General features: G+C 58.3%; 20 protein-coding genes and 1 pseudogene. 12 read left to right on the top strand and 9 right to left on the bottom strand.

Features of this window, described 5'->3' with window-relative positions; translation table 11 throughout:
• Window positions 1-266: 266 nt before the first annotated feature.
• Entirely contained in the window at window positions 267-1,193 is a 927-nt protein-coding gene (locus QRN36_RS17575; protein ID WP_285425212.1) for a LysR family transcriptional regulator, read from the bottom strand.
• A gap of 60 nt (window positions 1,194-1,253) precedes the next feature.
• On the opposite strand from QRN36_RS17575, the gene QRN36_RS17570 reads away from it, so the two are divergent.
• The 6 genes from QRN36_RS17570 (at window position 1,254) to QRN36_RS17545 (ending at window position 4,828) form a co-directional block, all read left to right on the top strand.
• A complete protein-coding gene (locus tag QRN36_RS17570; RefSeq protein WP_285425211.1) occupies window positions 1,254-1,568 on the top strand; it encodes a 3-phosphoglycerate kinase in 315 nt (104 codons plus the stop codon).
• Window positions 1,569-1,728: 160 nt separating this feature from the next.
• The gene (locus tag QRN36_RS17565; protein WP_285425210.1) at window positions 1,729-2,328 is read left to right on the top strand and encodes an FMN-dependent NADH-azoreductase; all 600 of its coding nucleotides are present in this window, start codon (window positions 1,729-1,731) and stop codon (window positions 2,326-2,328) included.
• A 240-nt stretch (window positions 2,329-2,568) separates the two neighbouring features.
• Entirely contained in the window at window positions 2,569-3,435 is an 867-nt protein-coding gene (locus QRN36_RS17560; protein ID WP_285425209.1) for a carboxylate/amino acid/amine transporter, read from the top strand.
• A 153-nt stretch (window positions 3,436-3,588) separates the two neighbouring features.
• Window positions 3,589-3,822 (top strand): hypothetical protein, encoded by a 234-nt coding sequence (locus QRN36_RS17555; RefSeq protein ID WP_285425208.1) that lies wholly within the window; start codon window positions 3,589-3,591, stop codon window positions 3,820-3,822.
• A 303-nt stretch (window positions 3,823-4,125) separates the two neighbouring features.
• Entirely contained in the window at window positions 4,126-4,359 is a 234-nt protein-coding gene (locus QRN36_RS17550) for a hypothetical protein (protein WP_285425207.1), read from the top strand.
• Window positions 4,360-4,582: 223 nt separating this feature from the next.
• Window positions 4,583-4,828: a hypothetical protein gene (locus QRN36_RS17545; RefSeq protein WP_285425206.1), complete on the top strand. Its 246-nt coding sequence runs from the start codon at window positions 4,583-4,585 to the stop codon at window positions 4,826-4,828.
• 116 nt (window positions 4,829-4,944) lie between these two features.
• Here QRN36_RS17545 and QRN36_RS17540 read toward each other — a convergent pair.
• Window positions 4,945-6,198: pseudogene (locus QRN36_RS17540) on the bottom strand (mechanosensitive ion channel family protein).
• A gap of 178 nt (window positions 6,199-6,376) precedes the next feature.
• On the opposite strand from QRN36_RS17540, the gene QRN36_RS17535 reads away from it, so the two are divergent.
• Entirely contained in the window at window positions 6,377-7,729 is a 1,353-nt protein-coding gene (locus QRN36_RS17535; RefSeq protein WP_285425205.1) for a DEAD/DEAH box helicase, read from the top strand.
• A gap of 104 nt (window positions 7,730-7,833) precedes the next feature.
• Here QRN36_RS17535 and QRN36_RS17530 read toward each other — a convergent pair whose 3' ends face one another.
• The gene (locus QRN36_RS17530) at window positions 7,834-8,109 is read right to left on the bottom strand and encodes a hypothetical protein (RefSeq protein ID WP_285425204.1); all 276 of its coding nucleotides are present in this window, start codon (window positions 8,107-8,109) and stop codon (window positions 7,834-7,836) included.
• 179 nt (window positions 8,110-8,288) lie between these two features.
• On the opposite strand from QRN36_RS17530, the gene QRN36_RS17525 reads away from it, so the two are divergent.
• Complete coding sequence (locus tag QRN36_RS17525) at window positions 8,289-8,711, top strand: transcriptional regulator (protein WP_285425203.1); 423 nt, start codon at window positions 8,289-8,291, stop codon at window positions 8,709-8,711.
• A 55-nt stretch (window positions 8,712-8,766) separates the two neighbouring features.
• Here QRN36_RS17525 and QRN36_RS17520 read toward each other — a convergent pair whose 3' ends face one another.
• From QRN36_RS17520 to QRN36_RS17500, 5 genes are all read right to left on the bottom strand, one after another.
• On the bottom strand, window positions 8,767-9,639 hold the full coding sequence (locus QRN36_RS17520; RefSeq protein ID WP_285425202.1) for a DUF6279 family lipoprotein: 873 nt from the start codon (window positions 9,637-9,639) through the stop codon (window positions 8,767-8,769).
• A 63-nt stretch (window positions 9,640-9,702) separates the two neighbouring features.
• Window positions 9,703-10,446, bottom strand: coding sequence for a TorF family putative porin (locus QRN36_RS17515; protein ID WP_285425201.1), 744 nt, complete (start codon window positions 10,444-10,446; stop codon window positions 9,703-9,705).
• Between the two features lie 162 nt (window positions 10,447-10,608).
• Window positions 10,609-11,094, bottom strand: a complete 486-nt coding sequence (locus QRN36_RS17510; RefSeq protein ID WP_285425200.1) for a hypothetical protein — start codon at window positions 11,092-11,094, stop codon at window positions 10,609-10,611.
• A gap of 197 nt (window positions 11,095-11,291) precedes the next feature.
• Complete coding sequence (locus QRN36_RS17505; RefSeq protein WP_037012170.1) at window positions 11,292-11,471, bottom strand: hypothetical protein; 180 nt, start codon at window positions 11,469-11,471, stop codon at window positions 11,292-11,294.
• A gap of 88 nt (window positions 11,472-11,559) precedes the next feature.
• A complete protein-coding gene (locus tag QRN36_RS17500; protein ID WP_285425199.1) occupies window positions 11,560-11,757 on the bottom strand; it encodes a hypothetical protein in 198 nt (65 codons plus the stop codon).
• A 96-nt stretch (window positions 11,758-11,853) separates the two neighbouring features.
• On the opposite strand from QRN36_RS17500, the gene QRN36_RS17495 reads away from it, so the two are divergent.
• The gene (locus QRN36_RS17495; protein ID WP_285425198.1) at window positions 11,854-12,690 is read left to right on the top strand and encodes a S1 RNA-binding domain-containing protein; all 837 of its coding nucleotides are present in this window, start codon (window positions 11,854-11,856) and stop codon (window positions 12,688-12,690) included.
• A gap of 87 nt (window positions 12,691-12,777) precedes the next feature.
• On the opposite strand, the gene QRN36_RS17490 is transcribed toward QRN36_RS17495, so the two are convergent.
• Window positions 12,778-13,158 (bottom strand): hypothetical protein, encoded by a 381-nt coding sequence (locus tag QRN36_RS17490; RefSeq protein ID WP_093460998.1) that lies wholly within the window; start codon window positions 13,156-13,158, stop codon window positions 12,778-12,780.
• A gap of 252 nt (window positions 13,159-13,410) precedes the next feature.
• Between QRN36_RS17490 and QRN36_RS17485 the strand changes: the two genes are divergently transcribed.
• The 3 genes from QRN36_RS17485 (at window position 13,411) to def (ending at window position 15,456) form a co-directional block, all read left to right on the top strand.
• Window positions 13,411-13,602, top strand: a complete 192-nt coding sequence (locus QRN36_RS17485) for a CsbD family protein (protein WP_093460996.1) — start codon at window positions 13,411-13,413, stop codon at window positions 13,600-13,602.
• A 240-nt stretch (window positions 13,603-13,842) separates the two neighbouring features.
• Complete coding sequence (locus QRN36_RS17480; RefSeq protein ID WP_285425197.1) at window positions 13,843-14,856, top strand: YihY/virulence factor BrkB family protein; 1,014 nt, start codon at window positions 13,843-13,845, stop codon at window positions 14,854-14,856.
• Window positions 14,857-14,916: 60 nt separating this feature from the next.
• Window positions 14,917-15,456, top strand: a complete 540-nt coding sequence (def, locus tag QRN36_RS17475) for a peptide deformylase (protein ID WP_093462538.1) — start codon at window positions 14,917-14,919, stop codon at window positions 15,454-15,456.
• Window positions 15,457-15,465: the final 9 nt, after the last annotated feature.

Raw genomic sequence — 15,465 nt, 5'->3', positions numbered from 1 at the left:
GTGGGAGTGAGCTTGCTCACGAAGAGGCCGGTTCATCCGACGCAGATGCATCGGTCGGAAATCAGTCTTCACGAGCAAGCTCGCTGCCACAGGTTTGGTCATTGGCTCGCCTCCGAATCGCTGCAAAACCCCGGTGGGAGTGAGCTTGCTCACGAAGAGGCCGGTTCATCCGACGCAGATGCATCGGTGGGAAATCAGTCTTCGCGAGCAAGCTCGCTGCCACGGGTTCTATGATCGGCACTGAACCTGTCAGCCTCGCAAGGCCCTCAAACCACCTGCTGAGGGGCGGCGAATGCTGCGTCGAGCGGTGCGGTGTCGAAGGTCTGGATCAGCTCGATCAGAATCTGCGTCGCCGGCCCCAGCGGTTTGTCCTTGCTGGAATAAAGGTAGAAGGTCGGGTGACGGCTGCCACCTTTGTCCAGCGGCAGGATCTTCAGCACGCCTTCCTTTATCTCGCGCTCGATCATGTGCCTCGGCAACCAGGCGAAGCCCAGGCCGCTGCTGACGAAGGTGGCCGCGGTCGCCAGACTGCCGACCGTCCAGCGCTGCTCGGCGCCCAGCCAGCCGACGTCCCTTGGCTGGTTGCGGCCCGAGTCGCGGATCACCACCTGAAGCTGGCTTTCCAGGTCCTGGAAATTCAACTCCCGCTGCATCTGATGCAACGCATGCTCGGGATGCGCCACGGCAACGAACTCGACGTCGCTCATTTCAGTGCCCAGATAGCCCGGAATGCTGAACCCGCTGATCGCCAGATCGGCCACGCCTTCAAGTAACACTTCCTCCACGCCGGACAGGACTTCTTCGCGCAGACGCACGCGACAGCCGCGGCTTTGCGGCATGAAGGCAGTCAGCGCACGAACCAGGCGCGCGTTCGGGTAAGCGGCGTCCACCACCAGCCGCACCTCGGCTTCCCAGCCCTGTTCCATGTGGTGGGCCAAATCTTCCAGCTGACTGGCGTTCTTCACCAGTTGCCGCGAACGGCGCAGCAGCACCTCGCCGGCCTCGGTCAGTACTGCCTTGCGCCCGTCGATGCGCAGCAAAGGCACGCCGAGCTGATCCTGCATTCTGGCCACGGTATAGCTGACAGACGACTGCGAACGGTGCAGCGCTTCGGCTGCCTGGGCGAAACCGCCATGGTCGACCACGGCCTGCAAGGTGCGCCATTGATCAAGGGTCACGCGGGGCGCTTTCATCTCTCGCTCCTTTAGTCCTAAGCTGGCAGTCCTTACACACTCTCGTCTGGAGACTGCCGAATGAAAAAATTCTGTTGTGTGCTGCTGGCCATGCTGCCGTTGATCGCGTTTGCCTACCCGATCGACGTGGAGAAGGACCTCAAGGGCGTGCAGATCGATTACAACAGCCACGACACCGCTTATGACATCGGCAACATCACCGTGAATAACTACGGCGATGTTCCCGCCAAATGCAGCGTGGTTTTCCGCAACGGGCCGGAGGCTCCGCGCACCCGACGCGTGCAGGTTGCGCCGAAGGGCAGCACCGAAGTCACCGCAAAATTCAACCGCGAGATCGTCAAGCTGCGCATCAAGCTCAGCTGTGAGCCGCTTTGACGCAGGCCTTGCGACAGGGAGAGCGTAATGCTCTTCCCTGCATAAAACAAATTATTAGATGTTTAGCAGCAGGTTTTTGCGCTTTTTAATCGATTTGTCCGAGCATAATCTTCACTCCATCGAATTCAACCCCCTCATTCATTCGCTGGAGGCCACACCCATGTCTCGCGTCCTGATCATCGAAAGCAGCGCCCGTCAGCAAGACTCCGTTTCCCGTCGCCTGACCCAACAATTCATCAGCCAGTGGCGCGCCGCGCACCCCGCTGACGACATCACCGTGCGTGATCTGGCAGTCAAGCAAGTGCCGCACCTGGACGTCGACCTGCTGGGCGGCTGGATGAAGCCTCAGGATCAGCGCAGCGCCGTGGAACAGGCTGCACTGGAACGCTCCAACGAGTTGACCGACGAGCTGGTGGCGGCGGATGTCGTGGTGCTCGCCGCGCCGATGTATAACTTCGCGATCCCCAGCACCCTCAAATCCTGGTTCGACCACGTGCTGCGTGCCGGCGTGACATTCAAGTATGGCGAGACCGGACCGCAAGGTCTGCTCACAGGCAAACGCGCTTTCGTGCTGACCGCCCGCGGCGGCATCTACGCCGGCAGCACGCTGGATCATCAGGAACCTTACCTGCGTCAGGTGCTGGGATTCGTCGGCATCCACGACGTGACGTTCATCCATGCCGAAGGCCTGAACATGGGCGGCGATTTCTCCGAGAAAGGCCTCAATCAGGCCATCGCCCGGCTGGCTCAGGTCGCCTGACCGCGTGAGAGTGATCGCTTAATCGGCCGTTAATGCCGCCGCGCGATCATTCTCGCGTTCATCGACTCCCCTTGGCACTCGTCCCGCTCCTGAGTGCATTGCCCGATCGACCCGCCTGATTGCGCCGGGTCATCGGGTTTTTTCTTGTCTGCGCAACCGCCGTCCGCCTGGGTGACGGGTATCGCTTGAACAGCATCGCTCGAACCCGCTAAGGTCGCCGCCTTCAAAAAAGGGGCAACCATGGGCTATCTACTTTTCGTCACGCTGATTCAGGCGTTTTCCTTCAGCCTGATCGGCGTGTATCTGGCAGGGCACGTCGACAGTTACTTCGCCGTGCTGATTCGTGTGGTACTGGCCGGACTGGTGTTCATTCCCCTGACGCACTGGCGTCGGGTTCCGGCGCCATTCGTGCGTGGCATGTTGCTGATCGGCGCGCTGCAGTTCGGCGTGACCTATGTCTGCCTGTACTTGAGTTTCCGTGTGCTGACGGTGCCCGAAGTGCTGCTGTTCACCATTCTCACGCCACTGCACGTGACGCTGATCGAGGATGCGCTCAATCGCCGTTTCAATCCGTGGGGGCTGCTGGCGGCGATTGTCGCAGTGCTCGGCGCGGTCATCATTCGGTACGACCGCGTGGACCCCGACTTTCTCGGCGGCTTCTTGCTGCTGCAACTGGCCAACTTCACCTACGCGGCGGGGCAGGTGCTGTACAAACATCTGGTGGCGCGCCATCCCAGCGAGCTGCCGCACTACCGGCGCTTCGGTTTCTTCTACCTGGGCGCGCTGGCCGTCGCGCTTCCCGCGTTTCTGCTGTTTGGCAACGCTCAGCATCTGCCCGATGCGCCGCAACAATGGGTTGTTCTGTTGTTTCTGGGATTGTGTTCGACGGCGCTTGGCATGTACTGGTGGAACAAAGGCGCCTGTATGGTCAACGGCGGCACGCTGGCGGTGATGAATAACCTGCATGTGCCGGTCGGCCTGCTGATAAATCTGCTGATCTGGGGGCAGAACGAAGACCTTGGAAAACTGTTTTTCGGCGGTCTGGTGATCGTTTTTTCGGTGTGGATCAGTCGGCGCGGACTCGATAAACAGCCGTTGAATCGCTGAAATAGCGGCGCTAGACGCCTGCGCTGCTGACATCATCGAGGTTGATGTTTGATATCTGCGAGCTTGGTTTTTCATGTTGGGGCTAACCGAATAGATTGGCTCCAACGAAACGAATCAACCCCACTTACTCAAAGTTCTGCGGAGATCGCCCTCATGAAAAAATCAATCGCCTTCGGTTTTGCACTTTCGATCCTGGCTGCCGGTTCTGCTTTTGCCGCTCCGGAAAAAACCTACCAACGCGCTATCGTTGATGTTTCCAGCGCCACTGTCCTGGACAGCAAAGTAGCCAGCAAAGACGCCATCAAGCCTTTCGACACCAAGTCGTCGAGCACCGTGATCGTTGCAGAGAACCGCAAAGAGTTCGGTTCCAGCTATCAGCGCTACTGATAACGGCAAGACTGTACGCAACGCATTAAAGCCCGGCACACGCCGGGCTTTTTATTTGCCCAGAATAAACTCAAGGCGGTTCCGTAGTGCCCCGATTCTACTTGCGTTCGCGCGCAGTTCGGGGGGCTTCTGCACATGGCTCAATGCCCGAATGCCCGTGCCAGACGGCTGCAAGCCTTATATCAGCGGGCTTGATGTCGAATATGCCCAAGCTTGGTTTTCCATTGTCCGCACAGCCGGGTAACTTGGCTCCAACGAAACGAATTAACCCCACTTACTCAAAGTTCTGCGGAGATCGCCCTCATGAAAAAATCAATCGCCTTCGGTTTTGCACTTTCGATCCTGGCTGCCGGTTCTGCTTTTGCCGCTCCGGAAAAAACCTACCAACGCGCTATCGTCGATGTTTCCAGCGCCACTGTCCTGGACAGCAAAGTAGCCAGCAAAGACGCCGTCAAGCCTTTTGATACCCAGTCGTCGAGCGCCGTGATCGTTGCGGACAACCGCAAAGAGTTCGGTTCCAGCTATCAGCGCTACTGATTACAGCAAGACGGCATCAAACGCATTAAAGCCCGGCGCACGCCGGGCTTTTTATTGCCGATCATAAAGTCAGATTGACGGAGTTTATTGCGCCAATAGTGCTTTCCCTATTATCAGCGCAATCGATGTTCAGCATAAGTCGCGGTGTTTTTTAATTCGTCGGCGATGGGAATAGATTGAATCCAACGCCACGATTCACCCCCAACTACCGGAGACACTGATCATGAAAAAATCCATCGCCCTGGGCTTCGCGTTGTCGGTTCTGGCAGCCACCTCTGCCTTCGCCAGTCCGCAAGCTTCCACCGCCGGCCAGACCATCGTTCTGGAACCCACCTACATCCACGCCACGGCCATCAATGCCGACGGCGCAGATAAAACCAGCGTCAAACCTTTCGCCAGCCCATCGACCAACACTGTTATCGTCGCTGACAACCGCAAAGAATTCGGCTCGCAGTATCAGCGTTACTGAGTGCAGCAATCGCGCACTGACTATCAAAAGCCCGGCGGACGTCGGGCTTTTTGTTGCGCGAGTGAAAAGGCGCAGCCTCTGCTTCCATGTATACACCGGCTCTGCGCGCCAATGTCTTACGACCTTGCCAGACCGATCCGCATGTCCGATCCACTCGGCTGCTGATAAAGACTCAGCCCGAACTCCGGCAACACCGCTAGCAGGTAATCGAAGATATCGCCCTGGATGCGTTCGTAGTCGGCCCAACTGGTGGTGCGCGTGAAGCAGTAGATTTACAGCGGAACCCCCTGCGCTGTCGCCTCCATCTGGCGCACCATGCAGGTCATGTCCGGGTGAACGTCCGGATGGCTTTTCAGGTACGCCAGCGCGTAGGCGCGGAAAGTACCGATATTGGTGATCCGGCGCCGGTTTGCCGACAATTCCGCAACGCTGCCCTGAGCCTCGTTCCAGGCTTTGAGCTCGGCTTTCTTGCGGCCCATGTAGTCCGTCAGCAGGCGAACCTGGGTCAGTTTCAGTTCCTCGCTGTCCGACACGAAGCGCACCGCGCTGGCATCGATGTACAAGCTGCGCTTGATCCGCCGACCGCCAGCCTGCTGCATGCCGCGCCAGTTCTTGAACGATTCGGACATCAGCCGCCAGGTCGGGATCGAGACAATGGTCTTGTCGAAATTCTGCACCTTGACGGTGTGCAGCGTGATATCCACCACATCGCCATCGGCGCCGACTTGCGGCATTTCGATCCAGTCGCCCACCCGCAACATGTCGTTGCTGGTCAGTTGGACGCTGGCGACGAACGACAGCAACGTGTCTTTGTAAACCAGCAGAATGACCGCCGACATCGCGCCCAGGCCCGACAGCAACAGCAGCGGCGAGCGGTCGATCAGCGTTGCGACGATGATGATCGCGGCGAACACATACAGAATCATTTTCGCCAACTGCACGTAGCCCTTGATCGACCGCGTTCGGGCGTGTTCGGTACGGGCGTAGATGTCCAGCAGCGCATTGAGCAGCGCGCCAAGGGTGAGCATCAGCGAGAGGATGGTGAACGCCAGGGCGACGTTACCCAGCACGTGGCTGGCCACCGGCGTCAGATCGGGCACCAGGTTTAGGCCGAACTGGATCACCAGCGACGGCGTGATCTGTGCGAGTCGATGGAAGACTTTGTTATGCAGAAAGTCGTTCAGCCAGAACAGCGCCGGCTGGCGGCCGAGGGCTTTCATACCGTGCAGCAGCAGGAAGCGCGCAAGGCGGCCAAGTGCGAAAGCCGCGATCAGCAACATGAACAACCCCAGCGTCGCGCGCAGCACGGGTTGGTGTTCGAGCAGGTCCCAGATCTCCTGGGCGCGGAGCCAGATCGAGTGAGTGTCCATGGGCGCAGATTCTCCTGATGAAAAAAAGGGCGCGATTAGAGCACTGTTGAGCAACACAAAGCAGTGCGCGGCAGATCCGGTAACAAAATAGGCCGTTCGAGGTAAAGAGACTCGGCGAAGACCGCTTAAACCGGTAACCTATGCGACTGTTTTTTTGTATTCCGCCGAGGTAACACCCGTGTTCTCCCAATTCGCCCTGCACGAACGCCTGCTCAAAGCCGTGGCCGAACTCAATTTCGTCGAGCCTACGCCTGTGCAAACAGCGGCCATTCCGCTGGCGCTGGAAGGACGCGATCTGCGGGTGACGGCGCAAACCGGCAGCGGCAAGACTGCCGCGTTCGTATTACCGATGCTCAATCGCCTCATGGGGCCGGCCAAGGTTCGCGTGGACATTCGCGCCTTGATCCTGTTGCCGACCCGCGAGCTGGCACAGCAGACGCTCAAGGAAGTGGAGCGCTTTTCGCAGTTCACCTTCATCAAGGCGGGGCTGATCACCGGCGGTGAGGATTTCAAGGTTCAGGCCGCGATGCTGCGCAAGGTGCCGGACATTCTGATCGGCACGCCGGGTCGCCTGCTCGAGCAACTGAATGCGGGCAATCTGGACCTCAAACAGGTGGAGCTGCTGGTGCTCGATGAGGCCGACCGCATGCTCGACATGGGGTTCGCCGAAGACGTCGAGCGTCTGGCGGGCGAGTGCGCCAACCGTCAGCAGACCATGCTGTTCTCGGCCACCACCGGTGGGTCGGGCCTGCGCGAGATGATCGCCAAGGTGTTGAAGGATCCTCAGCATCTGCAAGTCAACAGTGTCAGCGAACTGGCTGCGGGTACCCGCCAGCAGATCATCACCGCCGACCATAACGTGCACAAAGAGCAGGTTCTGCACTGGCTGCTGGCGAACGAGACCTACCAGAAAGCGATCATTTTCACCAACACCCGGGCCATGGCCGATCGCATTTACGGTCGCCTCGTGGCGCTGGAATACAAGACGTTCGTGCTGCACGGTGACAAGGACCAGAAGGATCGCAAGCTGGCCATCGATCGTCTGAAGCAGGGCGGCGTGAAGATTCTGGTCGCCACCGACGTGGCCGCTCGCGGTCTGGACGTCGAAGGCCTGGACATGGTCATCAACTTCGACATGCCACGCACGGGTGACGATTATGTTCACCGCATTGGCCGCACGGGCCGCGCCGGTGCAGAAGGCCTGGCGATTTCGCTGATCACCCACGGTGACTGGAACCTGATGTCCAGCATCGAGCGCTACCTCAAGCAGAAGTTCGAGCGCCGCACCATCAAGGAAGTCAAAGGCAGCTACACCGGGCCGAAGAAGGTCAAGGCTTCGGGCAAAGCGGTGGGCGTGAAGAAGAAAAAGACTGACGCGAAAGGCGACAAGAAGGCTACCGAGAAGAAAAAAGCCGCCAAGGGCCCGACCAAGCGCAAGACGGTGAATCGTCCGAAGGCCGAATCGCTGGTCAGCCAGGACGGCATGGCGCCGTTGAAAAAACGCGTCACCCGTCCGCCGGTTTCCGAATAAGGCCTCGTTGATCCATGCGCCGGATCGGGCATGGATCACGTGACGTTCTGCAGGCGTGAGTGGGCGCCTGCAGTGTCCTGTCAGCGGCAGGCAGCGGGTTGAACTCAGCCCTGCGCTTTCTTCGCCGCTTCGTCCATCTCTCTCAAGCGCTGATCGATCAACTGGCATTTGTCCGGAACATCTTTGGCCGCTGTCTCCAGCTGCATGTCCTTGATCTCTTGATTCAGCTCCTTGGCCTTCGCCGGGTTCTGCTGCGTCAGCCTTTGCACCTCCTGCGCCAGCTGTTCGCGTTTGGCCTCCGCCTCTTCCGGTGTGCAGGCCCACACCGGCACGGCTGCAAGCAGCGTCAGCGCAGTGGTGATGCTCATCAGGATTTTCATGATTGCCTCGGTATCCATTGCGGGCTTACTGAAGTGGAGAGGGGCGTTCAGGCAAAAGTTCAGCGCCCGACCGCCCGGCCAGCGGGCTGAACGGCGGTCGACGGCTTCGGTCACAGTTTCAGAGCACCAAGCCCGATGACGGGACGTCACGGGTAACTATCCCTGCTGGAGGTTGGACTATGTCTGATGCATCTGACAAAAAAAGCTACGACTGGGACCTGATCGAGCGTCTGCTGCATGAAGTACAGAACAGCGCCGATAAAACATTCGCGCCTCGCAAATATGCCGAAGAACATGCGGCGGCCAAAGCTGCCGAAGGCGAGAGTGCGGGCAATCTGGACGCGCTGAAAAGCCAGGCCGCCGACCTTGAGGCGTTGCTGTTGAAACGCGGATTCATTGAATCGCGGCCTGAGGAGGAGGGCGGAAACGGTGAGAACTTTGTCCTGACTCCACGCGGTTCACGCCTGCTGGCCATGATCGACAGCGGTATTCCCGGCGACACCGGCCCGCGTCAGGCGCTGGATAATCAGGCGGATCCGCTGGATCCTGAGAAGTTTGACAGCATTGCGTCGCAGCCTCAGACATCGCCTGGCGCGATCTGAACGGCCGGCTCCCGACGGGCAATCAAACTCACTGCCGAAGCGAAGGCGTCCTGGTTCAGGACGCTTTCTTCGCCCCTTTCAAACAGGCCAGATCTTTGAAGTCCTTGCGCACATCAGCGATTTTCTCAAGCAGCTTCTGGCGCTGATCCGGCGAACTCTGTGCGACGAGGTCGCTAATCAGTGAAATGGCGGCGTGTTCCGTGTGGTCATACGCCTGGCGGTACTCGGGCGTCCAGAAGGTCTCGCGATCTTGCAGAAGGTTGGCAATCTTTTGATCGAAATCTGCCGCCTGGCGCCGTTTGACGGCGCTGACAAGCAATGACTGCCAGTGAGCGCGGTTGTCGATCCACAGTCGGTTCTGCTCGCCCAGCGATGTCGACCACTGCATCACGCGGTCTCGTTGCACGGGACTGAGCTTGCCGATCCAGGGGTTCAGGCGTTTTTCCATCCGTTGGGCGCGATCACGGATCTGCTTGTCCAGCGGTTGATCGACGAACTCGGCCTCATGCTTTTGCATGTCCTTGGCGAACGCCGATTCCATTTCCGCAACCTGCTGATCGTTGAGCTGGCGGAGCAACTGAACGGCTGAAGGGGTGATCTCTCGGGAAACCGCTGCAATGGCCTGACGTGCCTCTTCAGTGCGAGCCTCGAGCTGCTGCTCGTTGACCTGCTGGGTTTCGACCATGTTCTGCAGACGATCCAGCCAATCCAGATAGCCCGGAATCTGCGTGGTGCAGTGCCAGCTCAGGTGTTCTTTCAGGCGGTCGTCCAGCCAGTCCTTCTGTGCGGCATTCATGTCCAGATAGTCGTTCAACGACCAGGGAATGATCAGATCAAGATGCCGGTAGGTCAGACCAATCTGGCTGCAGCCTGCCACCAGCATCAGGCTCAGGCACAACGACATACAGGTCTTCAGCACGCTCCGCATGACAGCTCCTTGCTCGTTCACTTCCCAGTTATAGAGCAAGTCGGTTCATGCCAGTTCAGCCAATCAGAAAAACGAGCGAACCACCTTCAGGGTGACCGCGCCTTCGCACTGGGTGTTATGGCCGCTGTACGCGCTGCAATCGGCGCCGTTGAGGCTCGAGCCGCTGTAGATCAGGTTCATGTCCATGCCCATCCAGGGGCGCGACACATTGAACGACCAGTCGTTGTAAGTGCTGACGACGCCGCCGCCTTCGATCACCGACGGCGTGTCGAGCTGATGGTTGCCGTACTGCATGCGCAGGTCCAGGCCCAAGGGAATGAGACTGCCCAGGTCCAGAAACAACGTGCTGTCCTGACGTCCCGCATCGGTGCTGAAAGCTGTGCCGATGCGGCTGTCGAAGATTCTGAATCCGGCATAAAGCTCGTGGCTGTCGAGCTGATCGGTGTTCGGGTAGCTGTAACGGATCACGCCCAGTTCGTACCCGAGGGTTTTGTCGAACGGCTTTTTGAAGCCCATGTAAGAATCGACTTCAAGCGCCGTGTCCGGTGTAAGGCCTGCACTGGGCGACCACTGGCCAAAATAGAAACCGCTGTCGTGTGTCAGGTCCAGGCCGCCGTGAAACGCCGTGTCGCCACCGCTTGGCGTCACGAGACCTTGCGCCATCGTCCGGCTGGGTGTGGTCCCCAGCTTGAGGCTGAAGTCACCCAGTTCCCGCACCATGACCTGAGCACTGGCGGTCTGATGCACAAACATCGCGCCGGTGAACAGCGCAACGCTCCATCGTGTAAAACAGCGAGCATAAGGCATGCTTCACTCCTTTCAGATTCAGAGGAGTGGGATCGAAGGTGTCTTATCGGTACGCCGATTGGCTCGATAGGAACCGCGAGCTAGAGCGTCGCAAGCATACCGCCGATTGCCGCGACGACTCGACCGCTCATCGATTCGATGCAGAAAATGTGAACTTTGCGATCAGTTGCCCTGCGAAATCAGCTTGTTGACCACGATCAAGGCTTCGGAAAATGAAGGGTATCCACTCTTCGCCACATCGAGTTCGTCGTACTGCGCGCGGTACCGGATAGCCTTGGCCTGATCCTGTGTCGCAGTGCGCTGGGCCATCAACGCAACGGCCAGTGGGTACTTGCGATCGGCGGAGTCCTTGAGCTTGTCGTTGACCTGCGCCTCATCGGCATTCTGCCGCAGCATCAGCACCGCCTGATAAAACTCGGCCTCACCGGTACTGTCTTCGCGGGCGGCTCGTTGCAGCAGAGCGCTGGCCAGCTCGTAATTTTCCTGACGACGCTCATTGATCAGCAACTTGGCCTGCAACATGTCGTTCTGATACAGCAGATAGTCTGCCCGGCATGAACTGCCCGCGACCGTGTTGTCACACCCATGAGTCGCGCAACCGCCCAGACCGAGACAGAACAGGGCGCCGAAGAACATCCATTTTTTCATATCGGGTTTCCGCAGGGACGACTGGAAAATCAGGGCATCGTCCTGTCTGTCTGGTCATTCAGCCGAATGCCGTGCCGGGACAGCGACGAGCGGTCAATGACGGACAGTAAAGCAGAGCTTTGTGCAGCGAGGATCGATGGACCTGGCGCTTTGTGTTCAAAGCGCCTGGATGTCGACCGCGGGGGCGGGGAAAAATTTTACTTTTTGCCGAGGGAGATCTGTTTCGACGGGCCGAAGGTCTGGCCGCTGACGCCTTTGGCGATCTGCTGGATTTCGCCGCCGGATTTCAGGAAAGCTGCGATCTGAGCGTTGATCGAATCACTGGTCTCAACGGCTGGAGCTGGCTTGGCTTTCGAGTTGGATGCTTTTACGCGCATGGCTGCTATTAACCTATATAAAATTAATACGGCCGGCCATGTTATCTGAATGCGCAGGAAATTGCTCGGCAAATATTGGCGCCAAACCCTATACCGATAAGTCGACAAGACGCAAATCATTTCCTGAAAATATTCGGTAAATGCCTGTTTTAATTGCCAACTCTGTGATGATGCCGTCCGCGAATTCATGCGCGATGGCGCCCTGAATCCGATTCGCGACCTGACGAATGGCCCCTTGCAGCCGATGCATTGCGTCGCTCATCCGTGCCAAGGCGTTGATTTTCAAGGCCTGCGGCGCCCCCGATCAAACCCGTGCGGGGCAAGCGGCAATCCGCTCGCAAACTCGGGTAGAATGCCGCCCACGTAATGAGGGTATCTGGACATGGCTTTAGTCGGGCGCTACAACAGTTTGCAAGTGGTCAAACACACTAACTTCGGTTTATATCTGGACGGCGCGCAGGACGGCGAAATATTGCTGCCCAATCGTTATATCCCTAAAGATATTCCCAGCGAAGATGAAGACTGGCTCAACGTTTTTATTTACCTGGACAGCGATGACAAGTTAATTGCCACCACTGAAAAACCCAAAGTTCAGGTGGGCGAATTCGCCAGTCTCAAAGTGGTTGAAGTCAACAGCATCGGAATCTTCCTCGATTGGGGCCTGCCCAAGGATTTGCTGCTGCCTTACTCCGAAGAGAAACGTCCGCTGAAGGCCGGCGATTACTGCGTCGTCCACGTTTACCTGGACAAACACACGCGCCGCATCACCGCGACCACCCGCCTGGACCGCTACCTGGACAAAGTGCCGGCCAACTATTCGGTCGGGCAGGAAGTTGACCTGCTGGTGGCCGAAGAGACGGCGATGGGCTTCAAGGCCATCATCAACAACAAGCACTGGGGCCTGATCCACAAGAACGAAGTGTTCAAGTTCCTTCGCTCGGGCAAACAGGAAAAAGGCTTCATCAAGGAAGTGCGCAGCGACGGCAATATCAGCCTGAGCCTGCAGCCAGTGGGTGAACAGCTTGCCAGCAGCCTGACCGCGAAGATCCTCGACAAGTTACGCGAGAACAAGGGTGTGTTGCCGGTCAGCGACAAGAGCGATCCGCAAGTGATCAGCAATCTGTTCGGGGTCAGTAAAGGCAACTTCAAGAAAGCCATCGGCGCCTTATACAAACAAGGCCAGATCGTCATTCACGCCGACCGCATCGAGCTGGTCTGAACCCTGCTGTCGTGCCCCGCGCATCAGATTGCCGGGGCGCGGCATTCACGTCAGTGAATGTGAGAGCCGGCGTTCCGGCCCCCGGGCTTATTTCTGCACGAAGCCTGCAAAGCTCAGGCTGGCGCCGTTGGGGCGCATGTCCTTGAGGTAGGAGTCCTTGTCGGCGGACAGCTCGAGGCTGACGGTCGACTTGCGTTTGCCTTCGTTGCGAATAACCACGCCGTCCTTGTTCTCGCGCAGGAATCGGGTGGTCACCTTCAGGTGGATCAACTCGTCGGTGGCCGGTGTATGCAGCAGCAGGTGCAGCCATTCGTACTGGCCCACTGCAAGGCGGCTGACGGGCAGGTCGAACCACCAGATATTGCGCTTGGGGTCCAGAGTGGCGAAATGGGTGTTGTTGGTGCCGAGCACAGCGCCGCCCAGTTGTTCGTTGCGGCGCGCGATGGCCTGCTGCTTGTCGAGTTTCATAACGTTCCTGTGGATCTCTGTCTCGTGAACCTGGTGTTGCATGATAGGCACAGCCCGGCTCGGGCGCGCATTCTCCGGGGTTCTCGGACAAAACTAAAGGCAAACTTGGCGGACGGGACGAAATGTACGACCGCCTCGCGCATGGCCGCCGAGAAAATAATTGAAACTCTGATCGCGGGAGGCCAGTCAATCACTACGTCGAGGTTATGACACCCGATTCCGCTTCCGGAATCTCACACTGGAGAATTTCCCATGAGCAGCACCAGCGATAAAGTCAAAGGTATGGCCAACGAAGCAGCCGGTAACGTCAAACAAGGCGTCGGCAAAGTGACTGACAACGACAAACTGCGTGCAGAAGGCAAGGCGCAGGAAATCAAAGGTGAAGCGCAGCAGACGGCCGGCAAGGCCAAAGACGCTGTCAAGAAAGGCGTCGACAAGGCCTGAGGCCTCTTCGCTTCAGGCGCATGAGCCTGAAGCGGATACACGTTTCACCCATAACGGCCATCCTCGGATGGCCGTTATTGTGTCCGGTGCTGTTTTTTGAAACGCATCGGGTATGGCAAAGCTGCTTAACTGTCTGTAAAAAACCGGCCCGTTGCAGCGGGCACACGGAATTTCAAAGCGTTTGCCCGCTCGTATAGGTAAATGTGCTTCAGATACGTCTACGTTGCGAAAGGAGACGCCATGATATTCCCGGATTTGCGCCAGCTGCGTTTGACGACGGTGTTGGTCAGAACGGTCAAAGAATTTCTCGATGACGAGATGTCGACGTACGCCTCGGCATTGGCTTATCAGATGCTGTTTTCGTTGTTCCCGTTTCTACTGTTTCTCATCGCCCTGATCGGTTTCCTGCACCTGCCGGACTTTTTCAGCTGGCTGCGATTACAGTCCGAGCTGGTGCTGCCGCCTCAGGCGCTGGATCAGGTCAACCCCGTCATCGATCAACTGCAGCAATCCAAAGGCGGGCTCCTGTCCATCGGTATCGTCATCGCCCTGTGGACCGCTTCGGCGGGCGTGCGCCTGATGATGAGCGCGATGAATGCGGCGTACGACGTGGTCGAAGAACGGCCGGTGTGGAAGCGCATTCCATTGTCAGTGCTTTACACCATCGGCATTGCCGGGATGCTGCTGGCCGCTGCCGCATTGATGGTCACCGGGCCTCAAGTGATCAGCTGGCTGGCTGCGCAGATCGGCATGGAAGATTTCATCGTCACGCTCTGGACGATCCTGCGCTGGCCGCTGATCATCATTCTGCTGATGGTCGCGGTGGCGATCATGTATTACGTGATGCCGGACGTTAAGCAGAATTTCCGCTTCATCACGCCCGGTTCGGTATTGGCCGTCGTGGTATGGATCGTCGCTTCCCTGGGCTTCGCCTATTACGTGAAGACCTTTGCCGATTACAACGCGATGTACGGCAGCATCGGAGCGATCATCGTGTTGCTGCTGTACTTCTATATCTCGGCTGCGGTGCTGTTGCTGGGCGCTGAAATGAATGCGGTGATCGAGCACATGTCCGACGAGGGCAAGGACAAAGGCGAGCGCGAGGCGGGCGAAAACGACAGCGCCACCGGCGCCGGCAAAACCTCCTACGAGCCCGCCTACGAAAAGCAGCACCTGTCCGGGCTGGGTCGTGATCATCGCCACGATCACGACTACGAACAGCAGCCTCAGGTGCTCAAGACCGACAAACCCTGATCGAGAATGTGGCAGGATGCGCCTTTATCCGGCGCATCCGCCCAGTCGAAAGGTTCTGCCATGATTCGTGAAATCCTGAAAATGGGTGACGAGCGCCTGCTCCGCGTGGCGCCGCCCGTGCCTGCATCGATGTTCGGCTCTCGCGAGTTGAAGACGTTGATTCAGGACATGTTCGAGACCATGGAAAGCGTGGGTGGCGTGGGCCTTGCCGCGCCGCAGATCGGTGTCGATCTGCAATTGGTGATCTTCGGATTCGAGCGCAGCGAGCGTTATCCCGATGCCGAGCCCGTGCCACAGACCATCTTGCTCAACCCGCTGATCACACCGCTGGCGCCAACGCTGGAAGAAGGCTGGGAAGGGTGCCTGTCGGTGCCTGGGCTGCGGGGTGTGGTGGAGCGTTACGAACACATCCGCTACGAAGGTTTCGATCCCGACGGCAAGCCTGTTCAGCGTACCGCCCGCGGTTTCCACGCACGGGTGGTGCAGCATGAATGCGATCACTTGATCGGCCGTTTGTACCCGTCGCGCATTACCGACTTCAGCCGTTTCGGTTTCACCGAAGTGCTGTTCCCGGACATGGACCCGAACGCCGACGATTGAGTTCGGGTC

Source organism: Pseudomonas sp. efr-133-TYG-103a (assembly GCF_030209235.1).
GTDB lineage: Bacteria > Pseudomonadota > Gammaproteobacteria > Pseudomonadales > Pseudomonadaceae > Aquipseudomonas.
This window is presented reverse-complemented; position numbering and strand designations above follow the sequence as displayed.

What these genes read in the sequence shown, in the direction of transcription:
- QRN36_RS17575 (WP_285425212.1), bottom strand. Translation starts at nt 1,193, where the DNA reads ATGAAAGCGCCCCGCGTGACCCTTGATCAATGGCGCACCTTGCAGGCC.
- QRN36_RS17570 (WP_285425211.1), top strand. Translation starts at nt 1,254, where the DNA reads ATGAAAAAATTCTGTTGTGTGCTGCTGGCCATGCTGCCGTTGATCGCG.
- QRN36_RS17565 (WP_285425210.1), top strand. Translation starts at nt 1,729, where the DNA reads ATGTCTCGCGTCCTGATCATCGAAAGCAGCGCCCGTCAGCAAGACTCC.
- QRN36_RS17560 (WP_285425209.1), top strand. Translation starts at nt 2,569, where the DNA reads ATGGGCTATCTACTTTTCGTCACGCTGATTCAGGCGTTTTCCTTCAGC.
- QRN36_RS17555 (WP_285425208.1), top strand. Translation starts at nt 3,589, where the DNA reads ATGAAAAAATCAATCGCCTTCGGTTTTGCACTTTCGATCCTGGCTGCC.
- QRN36_RS17550 (WP_285425207.1), top strand. Translation starts at nt 4,126, where the DNA reads ATGAAAAAATCAATCGCCTTCGGTTTTGCACTTTCGATCCTGGCTGCC.
- QRN36_RS17545 (WP_285425206.1), top strand. Translation starts at nt 4,583, where the DNA reads ATGAAAAAATCCATCGCCCTGGGCTTCGCGTTGTCGGTTCTGGCAGCC.
- QRN36_RS17530 (WP_285425204.1), bottom strand. Translation starts at nt 8,109, where the DNA reads ATGAAAATCCTGATGAGCATCACCACTGCGCTGACGCTGCTTGCAGCC.
- QRN36_RS17525 (WP_285425203.1), top strand. Translation starts at nt 8,289, where the DNA reads ATGTCTGATGCATCTGACAAAAAAAGCTACGACTGGGACCTGATCGAG.
- QRN36_RS17520 (WP_285425202.1), bottom strand. Translation starts at nt 9,639, where the DNA reads ATGCGGAGCGTGCTGAAGACCTGTATGTCGTTGTGCCTGAGCCTGATG.
- QRN36_RS17515 (WP_285425201.1), bottom strand. Translation starts at nt 10,446, where the DNA reads ATGCCTTATGCTCGCTGTTTTACACGATGGAGCGTTGCGCTGTTCACC.
- QRN36_RS17510 (WP_285425200.1), bottom strand. Translation starts at nt 11,094, where the DNA reads ATGAAAAAATGGATGTTCTTCGGCGCCCTGTTCTGTCTCGGTCTGGGC.
- QRN36_RS17505 (WP_037012170.1), bottom strand. Translation starts at nt 11,471, where the DNA reads ATGCGCGTAAAAGCATCCAACTCGAAAGCCAAGCCAGCTCCAGCCGTT.
- QRN36_RS17495 (WP_285425198.1), top strand. Translation starts at nt 11,854, where the DNA reads ATGGCTTTAGTCGGGCGCTACAACAGTTTGCAAGTGGTCAAACACACT.
- QRN36_RS17490 (WP_093460998.1), bottom strand. Translation starts at nt 13,158, where the DNA reads ATGAAACTCGACAAGCAGCAGGCCATCGCGCGCCGCAACGAACAACTG.
- QRN36_RS17485 (WP_093460996.1), top strand. Translation starts at nt 13,411, where the DNA reads ATGAGCAGCACCAGCGATAAAGTCAAAGGTATGGCCAACGAAGCAGCC.
- QRN36_RS17480 (WP_285425197.1), top strand. Translation starts at nt 13,843, where the DNA reads ATGATATTCCCGGATTTGCGCCAGCTGCGTTTGACGACGGTGTTGGTC.
- def (WP_093462538.1), top strand. Translation starts at nt 14,917, where the DNA reads ATGATTCGTGAAATCCTGAAAATGGGTGACGAGCGCCTGCTCCGCGTG.